We start from the raw sequence: 23062 nt of genomic DNA, 5'->3' as shown, positions 1-23062 counted from the left end.
CGCGCGGGACGGGTCCGTTCACACCGCCCCGCGCGGGGTGGCTCAGCCGCCGAATCCGCTCAGCCCGGTCGGCATATGGGTCTCCTCCACGGTCCGTCCGCCGCCGACGTACATGTGCACCCCGCACGGCAGACACGGGTCGAAGCTGCGCACCGCGCGCATGATGTCGATGCCCTTGAACTCGTCCGGCGGGTTCTCCTCGAAGATCGGTGTGTTCTGCACCGCGTCCTCGTACGGGCCCGGGGTGCCGTAGGTGTCCCGCACGCTGCCGTTCCACGGGGTCGGCGGGTACGGGTGGTAGTTGGCGATCTTGCCGTCCCGGATCACCATGTGGTGGGAGAGCACTCCGCGCACCGCCTCGGTGAAGCCGCAGCCGATGGACTCGTCCGGCACGTCGAACTTCTCCCAGGTCTGGGTGCGTCCGGCGCGGACCTCGGCCATCGCCTGCTCGGCGAAGTGCAGGGCGGCGGCGGCCGCGTACGCCTGGAAGTAGGTGCGGGCGCGGTTGCGCTCCAGGGCGTTGCTCCACCGCGGGATGTGCCACTCCAGTGTCTTTTCCGGCTTGGTCAGGGTCCGCGGCAGGTTGATCTTCACACTGTGCCCGGTGGCCTGGACATAGCCGATGTCGACCAGTCCGGAGAGCGCGGTGGACCAGAGGCGGGCGATGGGACCGCCGCCGGTGTCCAGCGCCAGGTGGTCGGTACCGTCGAACCAGCGCGGGGACATGACCCAGCTGTACTTGTCGTCGAAGTCGCGCTTCTGCGGGGCCGGGATGGTGTGCTGGTTCCACGGGTGGCGCTCGTCCACCGGGTTGCCCAGCGGGTCCCGCTCGACGAACTTCTCCTGGCCGGTCCAGTCCTCGTAGTAGGAGGAGCCGAGCAGGATGCGGATGCCGAGGTTGATGTCGACCAGGCTGTTGGTGATCAGGTCGCCGTCGACCACCACGCCGGGCGTGACGAACATCCGCCGGCCCCAGTCGGCCATGTTGGCGTAGGTGAAGTCGCAGTACTCCGGGTCGTTGAGCGCGCCCCAGCAGCCGAGCAGCACCCGCCGCCGGCCGACGTTCTCGTACCCCGGCAGCGCGGTGTAGAAGAAGTCGAAGAGGTCGTCGTGGAGCGGGACCACCCGCTTCATGAACTCGACGTACCGGGTGAGCCGGGTCAGGTAGTCGGTGAACAGCTGCACCGTGGCGAGGGTGCCCACACCGCCCGGGTAGAGCGTGGACGGGTGGACGTGCCGCCCTTCCATCAGACAGAACATCTCCCGGGTGTACCGGCTGACGTGGAGCGCCTCCCGGTAGAACTCGCCCTCCAGCGGGTTGAGCGAGCGCATGATGTCCGCGATGGTGCGGTAGCCGTGGTCCTGCGCGTGCGGCGCCTCGGTCCGCTCGGCCAGGTCCAGCACGCCGGGGTTGGTCTCCCGCACCATTTTCTCGCAGTAGTCCACGCCGACCAGGTTCTCCTGGAAGATGTTGTGGTCGAACATGTACTCCGCCGCTTCACCGAGGTTGATGATCCACTCACCGACGTGCGGCGGCGCGACCCCGTACGCCATGTTCTGCGCGTACACCGAGCAGGTGGCGTGGTTGTCGCCGCAGATACCGCAGATGCGGCTGGTGATGAAGTGGGCGTCGCGCGGGTCCTTGCCCTTCATGAAGATGCTGTAGCCGCGGAAGATCGAGGAGGTGCTGTAGCACTCCGCGACCCGCTTCTGCTTGAAGTCGATCTTCGTGTGGATGCCCAGGCTGCCCACGATCCGGGTGATCGGGTCCCAGGACATCTCGGTGAGGTTGCCGCTCTCCTCGGGCACGATCCCGGGTTCGGTGCGGTGGTTCGTCAGCGTCATGGGTCACGCCACCTCCAGGCCCTGCGTCGTCCGGGTCACCACGGCGGGCGGTATCCGGTGAGGATCTTGTCGCCCTTGGTGCGCCACTTCGGTTCCTTGTCGACCGTCCTGGCCGTGATGTGGCGCAGACCGCGGATGACCTTTCCGTACGCCCCGCTGGCGGTGGCCGACACATGGCCGCCGGGGGGCTCGTCCATGAACGGCATGAACTTGTCGGGGAAGCCCGGCATGGTGCAGGCGATGCAGATGCCGCCGACGTTGGGGCAGCCGCCGACTCCGTTGATCCAGCCGCGTTTCGGGACGTTGCACTTGACGACCGGGCCCCAGCAGCCGAGCTTCACCAGGCACTGCGGGGAGTCGTACTCGTGGGCGAACTGGCCCTGTTCGTAGTAGCCGGCGCGGTCGCACCCCTCGTGGACGGTGGCGCCGAACAGCCAGGTCGGCCGCAGCTCCTCGTCCAGCGGGATCATCGGCGCCGAGCCGGCCGCCTGGTAGAGCAGGTACAGCAGGGTCTCGGAGGCGTTGTCCGGGTGGACCGGGCAGCCCGGGATGCAGACGATCGGGATGCCCGCCGTGGACTTCCACTCCCACCCCAGGTAGTCGGGCACGCCCATGGCGCCGGTGGGGTTCCCGGCCATCGCGTGGATGCCGCCGTACGTCGCGCAGGTGCCGATCGCGACCACCGCGAGCGCCTTGGGCGCCAGCCGGTCCAGCCACTCACTGGTGGTGATCGGCTGCCCCGTCTCCGGGTCGTCACCGAAACCGCACCAGTAGCCCTCGTCCTTGATCGCCTCGTTGGGGATGGACCCCTCCACCACCAGGAGGAACGGTTCCAGCTCGCCCCGGTCGGCCTTGAAGAACCACTCGATGAAGGTGTCCGACCCCTGCACCGGCCCGCACTCGAAGTCGATCAGCGGCCAGTGCACGGCCACCTTCGGCAGCCCCGGCAGCGCCCCCAGGGCCAGCTCCTCGATGCTGGGCTGCGAGGCGGCGGTCAGCGAGACGGAGTCCCCGTCGCAACTGAGCCCGGCGTTGATCCAGAGGATGTGAACGGTCGGTTCCTCCACCGGTTCCCCGGTCTGTTCCACATCGGGCCCGGTCCCGGCCTGGGTGGTGGCGGCGTCCATGAGCATTCCTACGGGTGGGTCGGAGCGCACGGGTTACGCATGCTTGTCCCTCCGGCTTACCGCCCGCTCCCCACCCCCGGTAAGTGCGCGACGGCCCTATCGCCGCCCGGGCCCCGTGCCGCTCCGGGCCCGGCCCCGCGCACCCGCGTCCGCCCCGGGGACGGCCGGTCCGAGCTCCCCGGCGGCCACCGGCTCGATCAGCTCGTCCAGGTCGGTCTGCGGCTCGTCCAGGCCGACCCGCAGCTCGACCTCCGCCACCACGGTCTTGCCGACCGGCCGTCCGTCGCGCACCTCCCACCGGGAGGCCAGCGCCTCGACCAGCAGCATCCCGCGCCCGGAGCACGCGTCCGGCACCGGCGAGGGCACCTGCCCGGGCCCCGGCGGCCGGCACTCGCCGCGCGCGTCCGTCACCTCGATCCGTACCAGGTGCGGGGTCAGCGAGAGCCGCACCTCGAACTCCCGGCCGGGCACTTTGCCGTGCGTGACGGCGTTGGCCGCCAGCTCGGCCACGATGAGCGCGACCCGGTCGCAGATCTCGTTGCCGAGCGGCAGACACCAGCTGTGGAGCCGCTGGACGCAGATCCGCCGGGCCAGCCGGGCGCCGGACGGCGTGGGACTGAAGCGCTTGCTGAACACACGTACGGTGAGGTCACCCAGAGGGGCGGGGGAATGTGCCATGGGGCCCAATCTGGCCAGCTCAGCGCCCTGTTGGCCAGCACATGCCCGCGTACGCTTCCCCGGCGTACGCGCCGAAACGGTGGACGTACCTCTGACCGCTCGTGATCCTGTTGCTCCGATACGTGACCAGTCGGCGGGGAAGCGGGAGGACCACCCATGGTCGATCAGAGGACCGGCGCGAGCGACGGCGACGGCGCCACCGAGGACGCGGAACGCCCGAGGCGCGGCTCCAGGGAACCCGAGACGTCCGCCAGTCTGCGCGTCTTCGGCTCCGTCGTCCAGGCACTGCGCACCTTCGTCGGTCTGGAGCGCGCCGAGCTGGCCCCGCTGCTCTCGCTCTCCCCGCACACCCTCGCCTCCATCGAACAGGGCCGCCGCACCCCGCCCCCGGAGTTCCTCGACCACGCCGACGACTACCTGGGCGGCACCGGCGCCGTCCGGGAGGCCGGCCAGCACATCACCCGCGACCAGCCGGGCCTCGCCGCCTGGTTCCGCCGCTGGGCGTCGATGGAACGCACGGCGATCGCGCTCTATACGTACGAGTGCCGGCTGATCCCGGGACTGCTCCAGCCGGAGTCGTACATGCGAAAGCTCTTCGAGGACCGGGTGCCGTCGCTCAGCGACGAGGAGATCGAGACCCAGTGGGTGGCCCGGCTCGACCGCCAGCGCCTCCTGCTGCGCGAGCGCCCCCACACCATGTTCACCTTCATCATGGAAGAACACCTCTTCCACCGGCGGCTCGGCGGGCCCGAGGTCACCCGGGAGCTGATCGACAACACCCTGGCGCTGGCGGCGCTGCGGAACGTCGAGGTGCAGCTCATGCCGCTGGAGTGCGGATCCCACGCGGGTGTCGACGGTCCCCTGCAACTGCTGGAGACCCCGGACCACAAATGGCACGCCTACTGCGAAGGTCAGGAAGGCGGCATCCTGATCTCCGACCGCAAGGTGGTGAGTACGCTCCAGAAGCGGTACGCGAGGATGCGCGGCCAGGCACTCGATGTGCGAGAATCCGTGGGCGTGTTGCAGCGGATGCGAGGAGCCCTATGAGCACCACCGACCTCACCTGGTTCAAGAGCAGCTACAGCGGCAGCTCCGGCGACTCCTGCGTGGAAGTGGCCCTCGCCTGGCACAAGTCCAGCCACAGCGGCAGCTCCGGCGACGACTGCGTGGAGATCGCCACCTGCCCCACCACCGTCCACATCCGCGACTCCAAGGACAAACAGGGCCCCCAACTGGCCCTCACCCCCTCGGTCTGGACCACCTTCCTCACCCACACCCGGTAGCACCACCCCAGGGCCCCGAGCCGAACCCCCGGCCGGGGCCCGATTGTCCGACCCCTGGGTGGTGGGCACGCTCCGGAAGCGGTACACCAGGATGCGCGCCCAGGCCCTCGGGCCGAGGGCTCCTTACGCCTGTTGCGAGAGACGCGAGGAGAGCCGTAGGAATGAACACCGCCCGACTCACCTGGTTCAAGAGCAGCTACAGCAGCGGCTCTGGTGACTCCTGCGTGGAAGTGGCCCTCGCCTGGCACAAGTCCACCCACAGCAGCGGCTCCGGCGACGACTGCGTGGAGATCGCCACCTGCCCCACCACCGTCCACGTCCGTGACTCCAAGGACAAGCAGGGCCCCCAACTGGCCCTCACCCCCTCGGTCTGGACCACCTTCCTCGCCCACAGAACCAGCATCTGAACAGAACTGGAGCCACGACCATGGCTTTAATTTTCTTCGGCAAGGATCCCAACACCAATGGCGACGACTGCCCAACGGTGTGGGTTCACGACACGTCGGCAGACCTTGTGCTCCAGGGGATGAAGGCGGACCAGCAGACTGAGGCCGAGTGCCTGGTATTCGGGCACATCCCCGACACAGAAGCAGTCATTCGCATTCCAGCACGGATGGTGCCACTGATCAGGAGGGCATGTGATGAAGCTGAGCGGCGCGCCGCCCTTCAGTGAGCTGATCGGGGACTGCCGCCAGTCGGCGGTCCACCTGGAGATGCGCGACGCCTACAGTGTCGCGTCCGAGGCCGACGACTTCGCGGAGTGGCAGAAGCTCGGTCGCATCACCCCCGAATCAGTGGAGCGTCGGCGCCCCTGGCTGGACCTCGTGCGGAAAGCAGTGAGCCGTGGGGTAGTGATGCGCCGCGCCAGGATCGTCTCCATGCCGGTGAGTGAGTACATCCGATATGAGCATGCTGGTACGTACCTCAATGTCGAGGCGGGCGAACTGGTTCGCTGGCTCCCCCGAACTGAGGCCGCCACACTGGCCCTGCCTGGAGCGGATCTATGGCTCCTGGACGATCGCCTCATCCGATTCGGTCACTTTTCCGGAGACGGGACGGCCATCGGCCACGAGCTGAACAGGAACCCAGACGTACTGAGGCTATGCGCCAACGCGTTCGAAGCAGTATGGGAACGCGGCACGCCACACGACGAGTTCACCATCTGAATCTCACGCATCTCAGCAATCAGTCGCCTCCAGCTCATGCCTCAGTATCAGTCACCAAGCGTCGAGTCGGCACGCATGTCCATTGCCTCCCGGCTTCGCGATCTACGTCTTGACGCAGAGCTGAAGGGGCATGAGCTGGCGGCTCGTTGTGGTTGGCACAAGTCCAAGGTGTCACGCATCGAGAACGCACGTACGGCACCCTCCGACGCCGATATCCGCCTCTGGTGTGAAGGCTGCGAGGCTGAGGACGAGGCGGCTGACATCATCGCGGCCGCCCGCACGGCAGACTCCATGTACCTCCAGTGGAGACGCCTGCAGCGCACGGGGCTTCGCAAGCTCCAGGAGTCCCGGGTCCCCCTGTACGAACGAACTCGCTTGTTCCGAGGCTACGCCTCGCATGTCGTCCCTGGACTCTTCCAGACGTCCTCCTACGCAACGGCCCTGCTGTCAGCCATCAGCCGCTTTCACCGCACGCCTGATGACACCTCGAAAGCCGTGGCGGCACGCCTGGCTCGCGCCGGGGTACTGCACAAGGCGGGCCATCGCTTCACGTTCGTCCTGGAGGAGTCGGTGCTTCGTTACCGGATGGGCGACGCCGAGACCATGGTCGGACAACTGCACCATCTCCTGTCCGTCCTGTCGTGGCCGGCTGTTTCTCTCGGCATCATCCCTGTCTCCGCACCTAGGCCCGCCATGTGGACGCTCGAAGGCTTCAATGTCTTTGACGATCAACGCGTGCACGTCGAACTGCTGTCAGCACAAGTAACCCTGACTGCACCCGGTGAGGTTGCCCTGTATGTCAAGGCTTTCACAGAACTGCGCAGATCGGCTGTGTACGGACCTGAGGCCCGGGACTTGATTCACACCGCGATCACGAAGCTGAAGAGCGACAGGTCGCGTGCAACAACGTAGAACTCGGACGACCATCCGGTGGCACCCTGAGTAGCTTGTCCGTCACAAGGAAGCGGTGAAGGGACAGGCATGACAGAGCCGTATGCACCTCCGGGCTTTCCTGACGAACCGTCTATGGTGCGGGGCCACGGACCAGAACCCGTACCCGACTGCGACGGTTGCCGGGAGTTGGCGAACACCCGTGACCGCGCACGGGCGGGCGGCGACATGCCGACCGTCGACGGGTGCAACACGCTCCTGCGTCGCCATCCGGACGGGCACTGACCCGACCGCGTCCCGCAGACTCCCGACCCGGCCGGTCGCAACCGTGGCAGGTACTCCGGCCGGGACGGGTGGCCCGAACCGCGTGGCAGAAGCCGCGCGGCAGCCCGGACCATGCGGCCGACCGTACGGCGCGCATGGCCCTTCAGGGAAGAGGAGGTCCGCGACAGATGAGTACGCAGACCATCGAGACGTACGAGACTCGGCCGCCCGACGGCGAGGGCTGGCGCGGCGTGCCGTTCCGCCACCCGGCCGACGCCGAGGTGACCGACGGGGCGACCGCCGACGGGGGCAGCACGCTCACCGCCGAGGACGACGGCGGCAAGCACGACGGCGGACCGATGCCGCCCGAGGCCCCCCGTGACCCGGCCCCCAGCGGCGGCAACGGAAGCGGCGACGGCAAGTAGCCCCGCCCCGTGAACCACCGGTGGCCCCGCCCCCGCCAAGCACAGAGCGGCGAGGCGGGGCCACCGGCAGCGAGGCTACCTGGTCAGGACCGGGAACTCCTCGGGATGAATGCGGTCGGCGCGCGCCGGGTGACGGCCGGGGCCGCCTTCGAGTCGCGGTGGCCCCGTGGCGCTCCGGGGCCGGCAAGTCGCTCCCCCCGCGACCGCCGCCGGGTCTCATCAGCGAGGCGGGCCCGGGCGGCCGCCACTTCTCCGGGGTCGGCAGGACCGTGCACTCCCTCGAAGGCGCCAATCAGCTCGTCGAGGTTGTCCCGCTCGATCTGTCGCTGCGCGACTTGCTCCAGATAAGCGGAGACTCCACGCTTGCCGACCTTCCTTCTGATCGCCTCCAGCGTGCCTGCGGTCAGCGTGATGGAGATGCCGCTGCTCGGGCCGTCTCCAGGAATCAGTTCCGTGTCCTCTCCACCCATGCACGGATTATCGGCATTCGAATGTCATGACGCGACACCCGGCACGACAGCCCGGCCTCCGCCCCCATCGCGCCGCCGACCGCATCCGGCTGCCGGTGCTCGCCGTACGCCTCTCGCATGTCGCATGCATACGCACGTTTGCCGGAGGTGCAGGAGATCGGCGTCCTGCTTCCTGCTCCCCGACCGCGAGGTCCTTGAGTACGCTCCAGAAGGCGGTACGCCAGGACGGGCGCTCGCGCCCTCGGCCCGGGGGCTCCGCGCGCCTGGATGCGGCGGACGCGAGGAGAGCCACCGGAGTGCGGCGGCCCCGTACGAGCACCATTCACCGAAAGGCGCGCGATGTCGCAGAACGACTCGGCCTTCGTCGACCTGCTGGCCGAGACCCACCACTCGGCCGTCCACCTGGAGCTGCGCGACTCGTACGGCATCGATGAGGAGGCCGCCGAGTTCAGGCGCTGGCAAGCGGGCTGGCGACCCGATCCGAACCCCGGCACCTGGTGGAACGAGTTCCACACCTGGGTCCGGGACGCGACCGCGCGCGGGGTGGGCTTCCGCCGGGCGCGCATCGTCTCCGAACCGGTGAGCGACTACATCCGGTACGAACACGACAGCACCTATCAGAACATCGCCGCAGGCGAGTCGGTGCGCTGGCTGCCCCGCCGGAAGGCTTCCGACCTCTCCCTGCCCGGCAACGATTTCTGGCTCTTCGACGGCCGCCTGATCATGTGGAACCACTTCACCGGCGACGGCGGCTCGGCAGGCCCCGAACTGGACAGGCGCCCCGACGTCGCCCGGTTCTGCGCCACCGCCTTCGAGGCCGTCTGGGAACGCGCCACGCCACACGAGGAGTACAAGCCGGTCTGACCGGCCCGCGTCATGCCGGCCCGGGCGGCAAGCGACTGGCCCGGGCCTGCGGCCGGCACCCCTCGATGCCGCCCGAGACCACGCGAGCCACCGGTGACCGGCCCCGCCCCGCCAAGCGCAGAGCGGCGGGGCGGGGCCACCGGCAGCGGCTTCACCTCCCGTCCCACATGGGCCGAGCGGCAGGGGGCGCGGGCGCGGTCGGAGAATGGCACGCGGAAGCTCACGCGGCGTCCCCTCCGGCCGGGTCGTAGCCGGGCAGTTCCTCCAGCGGGGTACACCCGGAGAAGTCCCCGGCGGCCAGCCGTTCCATCGACGCCTCGATCTCAGCCCACGCCCCGGCCGGGAGCACCCACATGGCCAGCGTCTGCGCCAGCCGGGCGGCGGGGGCACGTCCGATCTCCGCCTCGAACTCCACCAGGCGCACGGGGTCGTCGGCGAGCGCCTCGCGCACGCCGACGATCGTCGCCGGAACGCTCACCTCCCGTCCGTCGATGAGCGTGGTCCAGGTCGTCTTCTCGTCCACAGCGATCCTCCTCGTCGGCCGGCACCGTACGACGCCCGCGTGCGGAACAGTCCGCGCCCGTACGGAGGTTCACTCTCACGACTGACACGACCGGCACCGGTCCGGGATCCGCTCGTGCAGCCCGGCGGGCGCGACGCGGTGGCCCCGTGGCGCTCAGGAACCGGCAAGTCGCTCCCGGCGACCGCCGCCGGGGCCGGACCGGACCCCGGAGTGGCCGTACCCGCACGGGTTCGGGCAGCCGACGGTGAAGCCGTACCCGATCAGCTGTCGGGCCCCCTGAGCAGATGAGCGGGCCACTTCGGCCGTTTCTCACGGACCGTGAGCGGATGGACCGTTTACGTGTAGATAGAAACCATAACGTTATCCGTTTCACCTTCTTCACCCGTGTGAAACCCGGCGAGTCCGGAAAGGCGCCGATCTGGTCCGCTCCGTACCATCGGGCGGATCGCTCGTTTTTGGACATTCAGCAACAAAGGGTGTGACACCTCACGTGACGGAGACATCGAAGAAGGGCCCAGGCGGCAGGGCCGCCACTCCCCGGCATCTGCCGCACGCCGTGGCCGCGCTGCCCCGGCAGGTGCGGGACGACCTGGCGCGTCGGCTGCGCCGCAAGGGGAGGCCCTTCACCAAGGACGACGTGCAGGTGGTCGAGGAGCCGATGCTCAAGCGGGCGGTCACCGCCTCCTCGCTCGGTAACTGCATGGAGTGGTTCGACTTCGGTGTCTACAGCTACCTCGCCGCCACGCTCGGCAAGGTCTTCTACCCGGGCGCCTCGCCGGGGGCCCAGTTGCTGGCCTCCTTCGCCACCTTCGCCGCCGCCTTCGTGGTCCGGCCGCTCGGCGGTCTGTTCTTCGGCCCGCTCGGTGACAAGCTGGGCCGGCAGAAGGTGCTCGCCACCACGATGATCCTGATGGCCTGCGGCACCTTCGCCATCGGCCTCATCCCGAGCTACGCCACCATCGGCATCGCGGCGCCCGTGCTGCTGCTGCTCGCCCGGATGCTCCAGGGGTTCTCCACGGGCGGTGAGTACGGCGGGGCCACCACCTTCATCGCCGAGTACTCACCCGACCGGCGGCGCGGCTTCCTGGCCAGCTGGCTGGACTTCGGCACCTTCATCGGTTACGCGCTGGGTTCCGCCCTGGTCACGGTCCTCAACTACACGCTGAGCGAGAGCGAGATGCTCAGCTGGGGTTGGCGCCTGCCGTTCCTGATCGCCGGTCCGCTGGGCCTCATCGGTCTCTACATGCGGATGAAGCTGGAGGAGTCCCCGGCCTTCCAGCAGCAACTGGACGAGCACGACAAGGCGGTGGCCGAGCGGGAGACCAACCGCCACGAGTTCCGCACCATCTTCAAGGACCACTGGCGCGCGCTGCTGCTCTGCGTCGGCCTGGTGCTGCTCTACAACGTCACCAACTACATGGTCACCGGCTATCTGCCGTCGTACCAGACCGAGGTCCTGGGCCGGGGCAGCACCGCCGCCGACCTCCTCGTCCTCGGCGGGATGGTCTGGGTGGTCATCCTCATCACCTTCCTGGGCCGGCTGAGCGACCGGATCGGCCGGCGCCCGGTGTTCCGCTGGGCGGCGATCGCCCAGGTCGTGCTGGCCGTGCCCGCGTTCCTGCTCATCCGCTGCGGCGGCTGGATCCTGCCGGGCCTCGGCGTGCTGATCCTCGCCACCATCCTGGCCGGTTTCGCCGCCCCCTCGGCCGCGACGCTGCCCGCGCTCTTCCCGACGAGCGTCCGGTACGCCGCGATGGGCGTCGGCTTCAACTTCTCGGTCGCCGCCTTCGGTGGCACCACGCCGCTGCTCTCCGAGGCGCTGATCAAAATCACCGGCAACGACCTGGTGCCGGGCTTCTATCTGGTCGTCGCCGGTCTGATCGGCCTGCTGACCGTGCGCTTCATGCCGGAGAGCGCCGGGGTGCCGCTGCGCGGTTCGCAGCCGATGGTCTCCAACGAGGAGGAGGCCCACGAGCTGATCTCCACCTCCAAGGAGCTGCACACCATCGGCGCCGGGAGCCGCTGACCCCGGCCCGTAACACCTCCGACCGTGCCGGTCACGGCCCCACGCCGACAGTCGCGGGGCGGTGACCGGCACGGTCCGTTCCGGGTCCCCTGATCCGGTGGGGGTCCGGCCCGTACAGCGGTGAGCCCCGGGTCGTACGACGGTGGTCCGGGCCCGTACGACGGCGCCCCCGGCCCCGTACGACGGTGAGCCCGGTCCCGTACGGCGGCGGCCCGTCCGTCAGTCGACCACCGGGCGGAGCCCCGGGTGGGCGTCCCACCAGCGGCGGAGGAAGGGGTTGGTGTCCGCCCGGTCCAGGTAGGCGAGGGCGGCCGCGCGGTGGAGGAGGCCGGCCTGCCGGGCGGAGACGGCGGTACGGTTCCAGGCGAGCCGGACGCGGCCGGTGAGCGGGTCGCCGGTCAGCGGACGCAGCACCGTGCCGGGGGCGGCGCTCGCGGTCGGCTGGGTCAGCGCCACCGCCCGGCCCGCCGCGACCAGTTCATGGCCGAGGGTCCGGTCGGTGATCCGGTAGCGGAGCTGGGGCGTGAAGCCGGCCCGGGCGCATGCCTCGGTGAGCGCCTCGGGGCCGCCGTCGTCGTCCTCCACCAGACCCAGCCACTGTTCGCCGGCGAGGTCGGCCAGCCCGACCGCCTCCCGGGCGGCGAGCGGATGGGCGGCGGAGAGCCGGACGCAGAACGGCTCCCGGGGCACCACGGTGCGGGTCTCGGCGTTGTCCGGCAGCGAGACCCGGTGGTCGTTGACCTCGCCGTACAGGATGGCGTCGTACTGACCGGCGGCGAGGGCGCGGACCAGCGCGGTCACCGAGACCCCCACGTCCACGGTCAGTTCCTGGCCCGCCATGACCGCGTCGGTCCGGTCCAGCAGGGCGCCGACCAGGACCAGCAGGATGCAGCCGAGCCGCAGCGGGCCGCCGGGGGCGAAGCCGCGCGCCTCGGCGCCGAGGGCGTCCATCTCACCGAGCACCCGGCGGGCCCGGGCCAGCACGAACTCCCCGAGCCGGGTGGGCTCCACACCGCGCGGCCCCCGGACGAACAGCTCGCCGCCCACGGCGCGTTCGATGCGGCGGAGCTGGGCCGACAGGGCCGGCTGGGAGACCCCGAGGCGGCGGGCGGCGGTACCCAGGCTGCCGGCCTCCGCGATCCGCCGTATCGCCTGGAGATGCCTCAGTTCCAGCTGCATTGCGGCAGCGTACGCACCGGCCGCCGGTCGCACCATAACGCGGGTCTTATGCCCATCCGGAATGGGCCCGCTTGCCATGTTCACGTCCATACTCGGCGGGCGGACAACCGCCTGTCCGCCCGCACACCACATCCACCCGGGCCCACCCGGCCCACCGCCTTCCCCGGATCCACCGGATCCACCGGAACCCACCGGTTCTGCCGGATCCACCGGATCCACCGCACGGCCATCCCCCACACCGAACGGAGTGAACGCGTGCATCCCACCCGACTCACGGCCGCCACGGCCGCGCTGGTCCTGGCCGCCGGCCTCGCCGGTGCCCTGGCGCAGCCGGCCACGGCCGCCGGGCCGCAGGCCAGATCCACGGCTGCCGCCGACGATCCGGCCGCCCGGGCCGTCGCGGCAGCCGACCGGGCCGTCGCCAGCGGTCTCGACTCGCTGGTCAACGCCCCGCAGGAACAGTACGAGCGCCGCCAGGTCACCCCCTGGCTCAAGAACCTCTACTCGGTCGCCTACGAGCGCAGCTACCGGGGCCTGCCGGTCGTCGGCGGCGACGCGGTGGTGCTGGCCGACGGCACGGGCGACGTCCGCGCCGTCCAGTCCGCCTCCGCCGCCCCGGTGGACGTGGCCACCGAGCCGGTGGTCACCGCCAGGCGTGCCGAGACGGTCTCCCGGACCCGGCTGGCCCGGGTGGACAAGGTCGTGGACAGCCGGCTGGTCGTCAAGATCACCGACGGCCGGCAGGCGCTGGCCTGGGAGACCGTGCTGACCGGCCGCACCGCCAGTGCCCCCAGCAGGCTGCACGTCTTCGTGGACGCCCGCACCGGCAAGGTGCTCGACACCCACGACGAGGTGGTGGCCGGCACCGCCAACAGCAAGTGGAACGGCCCGAGTCCGCTCACCATCGACACCACCGCGTCGGGCTCCACCTACTCGCTGCGCGACCCCAACCGCCCCGGACTGAGCTGCGCCGACTACAGCACCAACCAGGTCTTCTCCAAGTCCTCCGACTCCTGGGGCACCGGCAATCCCACCTCCAAGGAGACCGGCTGCGCGGACCTGATGTTCGCCGCGCAGAAGCAGTGGGACATGCTCAAGAACTGGCTCGGCCGCAACGGCGTCAATGGCAGCGGCCGGAGCTTCCCCGGCAAGGTCGGCCTGGGCGAGCTCAACGCCTACTGGGACGGCAGCCAGGTCACCATCGGCCGCAACAGCCGCAACGAGTGGATCGCCGGCATCGACGTGGTGGCCCATGAGTACGGGCACGCCATCGACACCAACACCCCCGGCGGCACCAGCGGCCAGGAGTCCGGGCTCGGTGAGGCCACCGGCGACATCTTCGGCGCGCTCACCGAGGCGTACGTCAACGAGCCCGCGCCGTACGACGTCCCCGACTACACCGTCGGCGAGATGATCGACCTCCAGGGCCGGGGCCCGATCCGCAACATGTACAACCCGCCGGCCGTCAACAACGACCCGGCCTGCTACAGCTCCTCCATACCCGGCACCGAGGTGCACGCGGCGGCCGGCCCGCTCAACCACTGGTTCTATCTGCTGGCCGAGGGCACCAGCCCGGGCGGCGGCAAGCCCAACAGCAGCACCTGCAACGGCTCCACGCTCACCGGGGTCGGCGTCCAGAGCGCCGGAAAGATCTTCTATGGGGGGATGCTGCTCAAGACCAGCAGCATGTCGTACAAGAAGTACCGGACGGCGACGCTCAGTTCGGCCAAGTCGCTGGACGCCACCTGCGGTCTGTTCACCCGGACCAAGGCGGCCTGGGACGCGATCAGCGTGCCCGCCCAGTCCGGTGACCCGACCTGTACGCCCTCCGGGCAGAACGACTTCTCGCTGGCGCTCAATCCGTCGTCCGGCAGCGTCCAGCAGGGCGGCTCGGTCAGCACCACGGTGACCACCGGCACCACCACCGGCCAGGCCCAGCAGATCACCCTGAGCGCCTCCGGGCTGCCGTCCGGAGTCACCGCCGCCTTCTCCCCGGCCACCGTGCAGTCCGGCCAGTCGGCCACGCTGACGCTCACCGCCTCGGCCAACGCCACGCCCGGTTCCGCCACCGTCACGGTCAAGGGCCAGGGCAGCACGCTGTCGCACACCGTCGACTACACGCTCAACGTCGGCAACACCCAGCCCGGCACCGATCCGCCCAATGTCGACGTGGCCAACGTCCGGACCCACCTCACCCAGCTGAACACCATCGCCACCCAGAACGGCGGCAACCGCCGGGCCGGCAGCGCCGGTTACACCCAGTCGCTGGCGTATGTGAAGTCCAAGCTCCAGGCCGCCGGTTACACGGTCAGCGAGCAGAACTGCACCAGCTGCACCTACCCGTCCAACAACCTGATCGCGGACTGGCCGGGCGGTCCGGACGACCAGACCGTCATGTTCGGCGCCCACCTCGACAGCGTCTCGGCCGGCCCCGGCATCAACGACAACGGCTCCGGCTCGGCCACCCTGCTGGAGAACGCGCTGGTGCTGGCGCAGAAGAACCCCAGCATGACCAAGCACGTCCGGTTCGCCTGGTGGACCGACGAGGAACAGGGCCTCAACGGCTCGAAGTTCTACGTCGGCCGGTTGTCCAGCGCCCAGCGCGCCGCCATCAAGGCGTACTACAACTTCGACATGGTGGGCTCGCCCAACGGCGGCTACTTCATCAACAACGTCAACTCGGCCGCCGCCACCCCGCTGAAGGCGTACTGGACCTCGCTCAACCTGGCGCCCGAGGAGAACACCGAGGGCCAGGGCCGCAGCGACGACTACTCCTTCCAGCAGGGCGGCATCGCCACCTCCGGCTACGCCGCCGGTGCCAGCGCCCGCAAGACCTCGGCGCAGGCGTCCAAGTGGGGCGGCACGGCCAACTCCGCGTACGACTCCTGCTACCACAGCGCCTGCGACACGGCGAACAACATCAACGCCACGGTGCTGGACCGCAGCGCCGACGGGGTCGCCTACGCCATCTGGAAGCAGGCGGTCGGCAGCGACACCCCGGCGCAGGACTTCTCGGTCGCCGTCAGCCCGGCCGCCGGCAGCGCCAAGCCGGGCGGCTCCGCCACCGCGACCGTGAACACCACGACGGTCGGCGGCGCCGCCCAGACGGTGAGCCTCTCCGTCAGCGGCGCGCCGGCCGGGGTCACGGCCACGGTGAGCCCCGCCTCGGTGCGCACCGGTGAGTCGGCCACCCTCTCGGTCCAGGTGGCCGACACGGCGGCCCCGGGCACCTACGGCCTGACCGTCACCGCCGCCGGCAATGTCAGCCACAGCACCACCTACACCCTGACCGTCGGCGGCGGGGGCGGCGGCTGCACGCCGGCGCAGCTGATCGTCAACGGCGGCTTCGAGAACGGTACGGCGCCGTGGACCAGCACCGAGGTCATCACCAACCAGGCCGGCCAAGCACCGCACGGCGGCTCGTACATGGCCTGGCTGAACGGCTGGGGCTCGCCGCGCACCGACAGCGCCGCCCAGACGGTGACCATCCCGGCGGGCTGCACCTCGGCCCGGCTCTCGTACTACCTCCACATCGACACGGCCGAGACCGAGGACACCGCCTATGACACCTTCACCGTGACGGCCGGCGGGCAGACCCTGACCAGTCTGTCGAACACGGACAGCGCTCCCGGGTATGTGCTGAAGACCCACGACCTGGGCCAGTTCGCCGGGCAGACGGTGACGCTGACGTTCACCGGTGTGGAGGACCAGTCGCTCCAGACCTCCTTCGTGGTGGACGATGTGACGCTCGACGTCGGGTGAGCGCGGCCCGGACCCGACCGGAACTCGGTGGGGTCGAGGGCTGAGACCGACCAGGGCCGGAACCGGCGCTTCCCCGCCGGTTCCGGCCCCGCGCGTCCCGGCGAGGCCGGTGTCGCGTTTCCCTGCTTCTACTTCGTGGTGGCCGCGCCCGCCTTCGCGGTCAGGTCGTAGAGGACCGTGCCGTCCACGGTGACCTTGGTGAAGGTGGACTCCACCCAGGAGGTGATCGCCGTGCTGGTGCCACCGCCGGGACCGGCGCTCCGGCCGCCGGCCGCCTCGCCCGACCGGCCCTCGGCCTGCGTACCGCCCCGGCCGCCCTCCCGGCCGCCGCTCGCGATGAAGTAGTGGATCCGGCCGGCGGCCACATACGCCTTGAACTGCGCCAGGGTGGGCGACGGATCACTGCCGTTGAAGCCGCCGATCGCCATCACCGGCTTCTCGGTGGCCAGTTGGTAACTGGCGGCGTTCTGGGAACCGACGGCCGCGGCGGCCCAGGTGTAGCCGTCGGCGCCGTCGCTCAGCCTGGCCTTCACCTCGGCGCCGACACTGGCGCCGTTGAGCAGGCCGCCCATGCCGCCCGGGCCGCCGGCTCCGCCGAAGCCGCCGGGGCCACCCATGCCGCCGGGGCCGCCTCCCTCCCCGCCGGCGCGGACGTTCCCGGGAGCGCCCTGCCCCGTACCGGGAGCGGGCAGATTGCCCGGAGTGCCCTGGGCCGTACCGGGGTTGGGCGGGTTGCCCGGGCCGCCGCCCTGGGCCGTACCGGGCCCGGCGCCCATGCCGCGAAGGCCGCCGCGGAAGCCGCCGGGGCCACCGCCCGGGCCACCGCGCCCGGTGGCGGGGCCGGCGGTGACGATGGAGCCGACATGGGCCTCGCTCACCGTGGTGAGGGTGTACGCCGTGGGACCGGCCAGGGCGGCGGCCAGCGCCAGCCCCGCCGCGCCCAGTGCCACCCGGCGGCCGAACCGCCCGGCCGCCAACAGGCCCCCGGCGGCGGCCAGCCCGGCGATCAGTACCGCCCAGCGGAGCCAGGGCAGATAGTCGGCGCCGCGGCCCAGCAGGGCGAAGGACCAGACCGCCGTCACCGCCACCGTGGCGGCGAGTGCGACCGAGGCGAGCGGGGTGCGCCGTTCCTCCCAGAGCACCGTGGCGCCCATGCCGACCAGGGCGGCGACATACGGGGCGAGCGCCACCGTGTAGTACTCGTGGAAGATGCCGGCCATGAAGCTGAAGACCACGGCGGTGGTCAGCAGCGCGCCGCCCCAGACCAGGAACGCGGCCCGGGCCGGGTCCGTCCGCCGGGCCCGCCAGGTGACCACCAGACCGGCCACCAGAAGCAGCAGGGCGGCCGGGAGCAGCCAGGAGATCTGGCCGCCCACGGTGTCCCCGAAGAGCCGGCCGATGCCGCTCTCGCCCCACCGGCCGCCGCCCCCGCCGGGTCCCGGGGCACCGCCGCCGGGGCCCGCGACGTCGCCGCCGAGGCGCGGGGCGCCGCCGCCGACACTGCCGGTCTCCTCACCGTTGAGCCGGCCGAGTCCGTTGTAGCCGAAGGTCAGTTCCAGGAAGCTGTTGTTCTGCGACCCACCGATGTACGGACGGGAGGCGGCGGGCCACAGCTCGACCAGCGCCACCCACCAGCCGCCGGTGACCACCAGGGCCAGCCCGGCGAGGGCCAGTTGGCCGAGCCTGCGCCGGACACCGGTCGGCGCGCACACCGCGTACACCACGGCCAGTGCCGGAAGGATCAGGAACGCCTGGAGGGTCTTGGTGAGGAAGGCGAGGCCCAGCACCGCGCCCGCCGTCACCAGCCACCCGGTCCTGGCCTCCTCCAGCGCCCGCAGCACGGCGTAGCAGGCCGCCGTCATCAGCAGGGCCAGCAGCGCGTCCGGGTTGTTGAAGCGGAACATCAGGGCGGCGACGGGCGTGAGGGCCAGCACCGCGCCGGCGAGCAGTCCGGCGGCGGGGGTGAAGCGCCGGCGCACCGCCGCGTACAGCACACCGACCGTGGCGATGCCCATCAGCACCTGGGGCAGCAGGATCTGCCAGGAGCCGAGGCCGAAGACCCGGACGGAGAGCGCCATCGGCCAGAGGGCGGCCGGGGGCTTGTCGACGGTGATGGAGTTGCCGGCGTCCGACGAGCCGAAGAGGAACGCCTTCCAGCTCGCGCTGCCGGCCTGCGCGGCGGCGGAGTAGAAGGAGTTGGCGTATCCGGAGGCGCTCAGCCCGTAGGCGTACAGCAGTCCGGTGGCGAGCAGCAGGGCGAGGAGCGCGGGCCGTACCCAGGGGGCGTCACCGGCCCGCCCCCGCCAGAGCCGGGCGGCCCGTCCGGCGCCGGCGGGCCCGGTACCGGCGGCGGTGGCCGGCGGCTGAGGTGGCACGGCGGGAGTGCCCGGGTGGGTGGCGGCGGTCATCGTACGGTCCTCCGGTCGTCGGTACGGGGGGTGTCGTCGGGGCCACCGGGAGCGCGACGGCCCGGCACCCGGTGTCCGGCGCCGGTGAGTCCGGAGGTCGTAAGGCCGGGGGTCGCGCGTTCGGGGGCCGTGAGGCCGGGGGTCGCGCGTTCGGCACCCGCCGGTCCGGGGGCCGTCTGTCCGGTGCCCGCGTGTTCGGGGGCCCGGGGGCCGGGGCCGGTGTCGGACGTCCGGCGGTCGGGGAACACCCAGGCGCGCAGGAGCAGGAACCGCAGCACGGTCGCGGCCGCGTTCGCCGCCACCAGCACCGCCAGTTCGGTGCTCTGCGCGGGGTGCTCCGTCGCCGCGCTCAGCGCCGCCAGCGATCCGCTGGTGAGCGCCAGACCGATGGCGAAGACCACCAGGCCCTGGGTCTGGTGGCGTACCACGCGGTGCCGGCCGCGTACCCCGAAGGTGAACCTCCGGTTGGCCGCCGTATTGGCGACGGCCGACAGCAACAGGGCGCAGGCGTTGGCGGTCTGGGCGCCGAGGCCGATCCCCGATCCCGCCCGCAGCAGCGAGTAGAGCGCCAGGTAGAACAGCGTGGAGAGCGCTCCGACCACACAGAATCCGACCAGTTGGCGCGGGAGCCCGCCCGGCACCCCGGTCAGCTCCCGGTCGCGGGGGTCGTCCCCGAACGGCCGGGCCAGCCGGTCCAGCGGCAGGGTGCCGGCGGCGAGCGCCCGGCCCACCCGCCAGACACCCTTCAGGTCCTCGGTGGCGGTGCGGACGATATGGACCGACGAGTGCGGGTCGTCCACCCAGTCGACCGGCACCTCGTGGATGCGCAGCCCGGCCCGCTCGGCCACGACCAGCAGCTCGGTGTCGAAGAACCAGCCGGTGTCCTCGACCATCGGCAGCAGCCGTTCGGCCACGTCCCGGCGGATGGCCTTGAAGCCGCACTGGGCGTCGGAGAACCTGGCCGCGAGCGATCCGCGCAGAATCAGGTTGTAGGACCGGGAGATGAACTCCCGCTTCGGCCCGCGCACCACCCGGGACGACCGGCTGAGCCGGGAGCCGATCGCGAGGTCGGAGTGGCCGGAGATGAGCGGGGCGACCAGCGGCAGCAGCGCGTTGAGGCCGGTGGAGAGGTCCACGTCCATATAGGCGAGAACGGGGGCGTCGGAGGCGGACCAGACGGTACGCAGTGCCCGCCCGCGCCCCTTCTCCTCCAGCCGGTACGAGCGCACGCCCGGCGTCGTCGCCGCCAGCCGCGCCGCGATCCGGGGGGTGGCGTCGGTGCTGGCGTTGTCCGCGACGGTGATCCGGAACGGGTACGGGAAGGTACGCGTCAGGTGCTCGTGGAGCCGCAGCACGCACCGTTCCAGGTCGGCTTCCTCGTTGTACACCGGGATCACCACGTCCAGGACGGGCGGTCCGGCCGGGCCGGCGGGATCGGCGGCGGCACGGGCGAGCAGATGCTCCCGGGCCGGCAGGGGCCCCCTCGGGGTGTCGGTTCGCATGACACGAGATTCGGCGGCGGGGCTGTCACGACCGTGTGCCGAACCTGTGGCCCGGCTATGAGTCGGCGGCGGGCCGTCCGGCGGGCGTACCGGCGGGGCCGGATCCGGCGGGGTCGGGGGGCTCGGCGGCGCGTGCGGAGCCGGGCCCGGCGGCGGGTTCGGCGGCCGGTCCGGGGGCGGCGCCGGCGGCGGGTTCGGGCGTGGCGCCGGCGGCCGGGAGGGTCACCGTGAAGACCGTGCGGCCCGGGCGGGACGCCACCGTGACGGTACCGCCGTGGGCGGCGGTGACGGCCCGTACGATCGCCAGACCGAGTCCGGTGGAACCGGCGCTCCGGGTGCGGGCGGCGTCACCGCGCGCGAACCGCTCGAAGACGTGCGGCAGCAGCGCGTCCGGGATGCCCGGCCCCTCGTCCTCGACCTCCAGCACCACGGCCGGGCCGGTGTCCCGGATCCGGGTGGTCACCGCCGTACCGGGCGGGGTGTGGGTACGGGCGTTGGCGAGCAGATTGGCGAGCACCTGGTGCAGCCGGGCCGCGTCGCCGCGCACCGGCGCGGGCACGGCGGGGAGTTCCAGGAGCCAGCGGTGGCCGGGGCCGGCCGCGCGGGCGTCGCCGACGGCGTCCACCACCAGCGGGGCCAGGTCCACCGGGTCGTACGAGAGCGGGCGTCCGGCGTCCAGCCGGGCCAGCAGCAGCAGATCCTCCACCAGCCCGGTCATCCGGACCGCCTCCGCCTCGATCCGGCCCAGTGCGTGCCGGACGTCGGGGGCGGCCTCCTCCCGGCCGCGCCGGGTCAGTTCGGCGTACCCCCGGATGACGGCCAGCGGGGTGCGCAGCTCATGGCCGGCGTCCGCGACGAACTGGCGCACCCGGGTCTCGCTCTGCTGCCGGGCGGTGAGCGCGGACGCCACATGGCCGAGCATCCGGTTGAGCGCCGCGCCGACCTGGCCGACCTCGGTGGCCGGGTCCGCCTCGCTCTCGGGCACCCGTTCGTGCAGGGCCACCTCGCCGCTGTGCAGCGGGAGTTCGGCCACCCGGGTGGCGGTGGCCGCCACCCGGCGCAGCGGGCGCAGGGCCAGTCCGACGATGGTGGCGCCCGCCAGACCGGCGGCCAGCAGTCCGGCCCCGGTGACGCACACCTCCACCACGACGAGGGTGCCGAGCGCGTCCCGTACCTCGGTGGTGGGGACGCCCACCAGAAAGGCGCCCCGGAACCCCTCGGCGTACCGGACCCGGTACTCGCCCCGGCCGGGCAGCTCGACGCTGTGCGGCCGGCCGTCCCGGGCCACCGAGGCCAGCGCGGTGAGCTGGGCCGCGTCCAGGGGAACCTGGGTCGGGCCGCCCGAGGCGGCGGACTGCACCTGGGTGCTGGCGACGGCCCGGACGAGGGCGCCGTCCTCGCCCAGCAGCCCGGCGACGGTGCCGACGGGGGCGCCGCCGCCGGTGACGAAGTCCAGCGGGGCATGGGAGTCGGGCGGTGGGTCGGGCAGCTCCGGGGGCCGGTGCGGACCGCCCGAGGCGCGCATGGCCACCCCGCCGAGCCGGTCGTCGAGCTGGCCGTGCAGATAACTCCGGAACGCTATCCAGGTGACGGTGCCGATGACCGAGGCGACCACCGCGATCAGGGTCACCGCCGAGAGCACCAGCCGGGTGCGGAGCGACCGGGCCCGCCGGCGCCCGCCCGCCGGCCGCCACGAGGCGGACCACGAGGGGGAACCGCTCATCCCGCGGGCCGCTCCCCCGGCTTGAGCACATAGCCGGCACCGCGCCTGGTGTGGATCATCGGGGCGCGGCCCGCGTCGATCTTCTTGCGGAGGTAGGAGATGTACAGCTCCACGACATTGGCCTGGCCGCCGAAGTCGTACGACCAGACCCGGTCCAGGATCTGGGCCTTGCTCAGTACCCGGCGGGGGTTGCGCATCAGATAGCGGAGCAGCTCGAACTCGGTGGCGGTCAGGTGGATGGCCGCACCGTCCCGGGTGACCTCGTGGCTGTCCTCGTCCAGGGTGAGGTCTCCGACCGTGAGCAGCGAGTCGGCGCGGGCCGCGGCGGCGCCGGAGCGGCGGATCAGCCCGCGCAGCCGGGCGACGACCTCCTCCAGCGAGAACGGCTTGGTCACATAGTCGTCGCCGCCGGCGGTCAGCCCGGCGATCCGGTCCTCGACGGCGTCCCGCGCGGTCAGGAAGAGCACCGGGACGTCCGGCAGGTCGCGGCGGAGCCGCCCGAGGACGGCGATCCCGTCCGTGTCGGGCAGCATGACGTCGAGCACGACCGCGTCCGGCCGGAAGCCCCGCGCGCCGGAGACCGCGGACGCGCCGTCCCCGGCGCTCCGCACCTCCCAGCCCTCGTACCGCAGGGCCATCGACAGCAGTTCGCTCAGCGCGGGTTCGTCGTCCACGACGAGCACCCGGACGGGACCGCCGTCCGGCCGGAGCAGCTCTGTCCGCCTGTGCGGCGACATGGTGGTCATGGCGCCCAGCCTGAGCGGTCTTCATGAAAGGCGTCTGGGACGTGTCTGTGATTTCCCTGAGAAGCGCCGCGATGTCCTCGCCGAGCAGTCCCGCGCTGGGGACGCTGGGGAGAACCCCCGAGCGGGCCGGGGGACGGCTCCAGCCCGGATTGGGGGGTGTACCGGCTGCCGGAGAGCCGG

Annotated in this window: 19 protein-coding genes and 1 pseudogene; 10 read left to right on the top strand and 10 right to left on the bottom strand. The window is 71.5% G+C overall.

Features of this window, described 5'->3' with window-relative positions; genetic code table 11:
* Positions 1–42: 42 nt before the first annotated feature.
* The 3 genes from NX801_RS28500 to NX801_RS28490 form a co-directional block, all read right to left on the bottom strand.
* Positions 43–1845: a nickel-dependent hydrogenase large subunit gene (locus tag NX801_RS28500; RefSeq protein ID WP_428986260.1), complete on the bottom strand. Its 1803-nt coding sequence runs from the start codon at positions 1843–1845 to the stop codon at positions 43–45.
* Positions 1846–1880: 35 nt separating this feature from the next.
* Entirely contained in the window at positions 1881–2972 is a 1092-nt protein-coding gene (locus NX801_RS28495; protein WP_258790830.1) for an NADH-quinone oxidoreductase subunit B family protein, read from the bottom strand.
* A 96-nt stretch (positions 2973–3068) separates the two neighbouring features.
* Positions 3069–3650, bottom strand: coding sequence for an ATP-binding protein (locus tag NX801_RS28490; protein ID WP_258790829.1), 582 nt, complete (start codon positions 3648–3650; stop codon positions 3069–3071).
* A gap of 156 nt (positions 3651–3806) precedes the next feature.
* On the opposite strand from NX801_RS28490, the gene NX801_RS28485 reads away from it, so the two are divergent.
* The 7 genes from NX801_RS28485 (at position 3807) to NX801_RS28455 (ending at position 7679) form a co-directional block, all read left to right on the top strand.
* Positions 3807–4697, top strand: coding sequence for a helix-turn-helix domain-containing protein (locus NX801_RS28485; protein WP_258790828.1), 891 nt, complete (start codon positions 3807–3809; stop codon positions 4695–4697).
* Entirely contained in the window at positions 4694–4933 is a 240-nt protein-coding gene (locus tag NX801_RS28480) for a DUF397 domain-containing protein (protein WP_258790827.1), read from the top strand. The genes NX801_RS28485 and NX801_RS28480 overlap by 4 nt, the downstream gene beginning before the upstream one ends.
* A 161-nt stretch (positions 4934–5094) precedes the next feature.
* On the top strand, positions 5095–5340 hold the full coding sequence (locus NX801_RS28475; RefSeq protein WP_258790826.1) for a DUF397 domain-containing protein: 246 nt from the start codon (positions 5095–5097) through the stop codon (positions 5338–5340).
* A 20-nt stretch (positions 5341–5360) separates the two neighbouring features.
* On the top strand, positions 5361–5606 hold the full coding sequence (locus NX801_RS28470; RefSeq protein ID WP_258790825.1) for a hypothetical protein: 246 nt from the start codon (positions 5361–5363) through the stop codon (positions 5604–5606).
* Positions 5575–6099: a DUF6879 family protein gene (locus NX801_RS28465; RefSeq protein ID WP_258790853.1), complete on the top strand. Its 525-nt coding sequence runs from the start codon at positions 5575–5577 to the stop codon at positions 6097–6099. Before NX801_RS28470 ends, NX801_RS28465 begins: the two co-directional genes overlap by 32 nt.
* A gap of 75 nt (positions 6100–6174) precedes the next feature.
* Complete coding sequence (locus tag NX801_RS28460) at positions 6175–7011, top strand: helix-turn-helix domain-containing protein (protein ID WP_258790824.1); 837 nt, start codon at positions 6175–6177, stop codon at positions 7009–7011.
* A 431-nt stretch (positions 7012–7442) separates the two neighbouring features.
* The gene (locus NX801_RS28455) at positions 7443–7679 is read left to right on the top strand and encodes a hypothetical protein (protein WP_258790823.1); all 237 of its coding nucleotides are present in this window, start codon (positions 7443–7445) and stop codon (positions 7677–7679) included.
* A 212-nt stretch (positions 7680–7891) separates the two neighbouring features.
* On the opposite strand, the pseudogene NX801_RS28450 reads toward NX801_RS28455, so the two are convergent.
* A pseudogene (locus tag NX801_RS28450) lies at positions 7892–8149 on the bottom strand (hypothetical protein); the annotation flags it as partial.
* A gap of 339 nt (positions 8150–8488) precedes the next feature.
* Here NX801_RS28450 and NX801_RS28445 point away from each other — a divergent pair.
* Positions 8489–9013 (top strand): DUF6879 family protein, encoded by a 525-nt coding sequence (locus NX801_RS28445; RefSeq protein WP_258790822.1) that lies wholly within the window; start codon positions 8489–8491, stop codon positions 9011–9013.
* A 220-nt stretch (positions 9014–9233) separates the two neighbouring features.
* Here the strand turns inward: NX801_RS28445 and NX801_RS28440 are convergent, their stop codons facing one another.
* Positions 9234–9536, bottom strand: coding sequence for a hypothetical protein (locus NX801_RS28440; RefSeq protein WP_258790821.1), 303 nt, complete (start codon positions 9534–9536; stop codon positions 9234–9236).
* 544 nt (positions 9537–10080) lie between these two features.
* Here NX801_RS28440 and proP point away from each other — a divergent pair.
* Positions 10081–11562 carry a glycine betaine/L-proline transporter ProP gene (gene proP, locus NX801_RS28435; RefSeq protein WP_258790852.1) on the top strand — a complete coding sequence of 494 codons (1482 nt, stop codon included), beginning with the start codon at positions 10081–10083 and terminating at the stop codon, positions 11560–11562.
* 219 nt (positions 11563–11781) lie between these two features.
* Here proP and NX801_RS28430 read toward each other — a convergent pair whose 3' ends face one another.
* Positions 11782–12741: a LysR family transcriptional regulator gene (locus tag NX801_RS28430; RefSeq protein ID WP_258790820.1), complete on the bottom strand. Its 960-nt coding sequence runs from the start codon at positions 12739–12741 to the stop codon at positions 11782–11784.
* 255 nt (positions 12742–12996) lie between these two features.
* Between NX801_RS28430 and NX801_RS28425 the strand changes: the two genes are divergently transcribed.
* Positions 12997–16503, top strand: a complete 3507-nt coding sequence (locus tag NX801_RS28425; RefSeq protein WP_258790819.1) for a M28 family peptidase — start codon at positions 12997–12999, stop codon at positions 16501–16503.
* 128 nt (positions 16504–16631) lie between these two features.
* On the opposite strand, the gene NX801_RS28420 is transcribed toward NX801_RS28425, so the two are convergent.
* Genes NX801_RS28420 through NX801_RS28405 form a run of 4 tightly spaced genes read right to left on the bottom strand, consistent with a single transcriptional unit; the run spans position 16632 to position 22882 of the window.
* Positions 16632–18911: a glycosyltransferase family 39 protein gene (locus NX801_RS28420; protein WP_258790818.1), complete on the bottom strand. Its 2280-nt coding sequence runs from the start codon at positions 18909–18911 to the stop codon at positions 16632–16634.
* Positions 18908–20413: a bifunctional glycosyltransferase family 2/GtrA family protein gene (locus tag NX801_RS28415; RefSeq protein WP_258790817.1), complete on the bottom strand. Its 1506-nt coding sequence runs from the start codon at positions 20411–20413 to the stop codon at positions 18908–18910. The genes NX801_RS28420 and NX801_RS28415 overlap by 4 nt, the downstream gene beginning before the upstream one ends.
* Before the next feature lie 55 nt (positions 20414–20468).
* Positions 20469–22136, bottom strand: a complete 1668-nt coding sequence (locus NX801_RS28410; protein WP_258790816.1) for a sensor histidine kinase — start codon at positions 22134–22136, stop codon at positions 20469–20471.
* Complete coding sequence (locus tag NX801_RS28405) at positions 22133–22882, bottom strand: response regulator transcription factor (protein ID WP_258790815.1); 750 nt, start codon at positions 22880–22882, stop codon at positions 22133–22135. Before NX801_RS28405 ends, NX801_RS28410 begins: the two co-directional genes overlap by 4 nt.
* Positions 22883–23062: the final 180 nt, after the last annotated feature.

The sequence above is a fragment of the Streptomyces pyxinae genome (assembly GCF_024756275.1).
GTDB lineage: Bacteria > Actinomycetota > Actinomycetes > Streptomycetales > Streptomycetaceae > Streptomyces > Streptomyces pyxinae.
The sequence above is the reverse complement of the archived record's forward strand: the minus strand, read 5'-3'. Positions and strand labels throughout refer to the sequence as shown.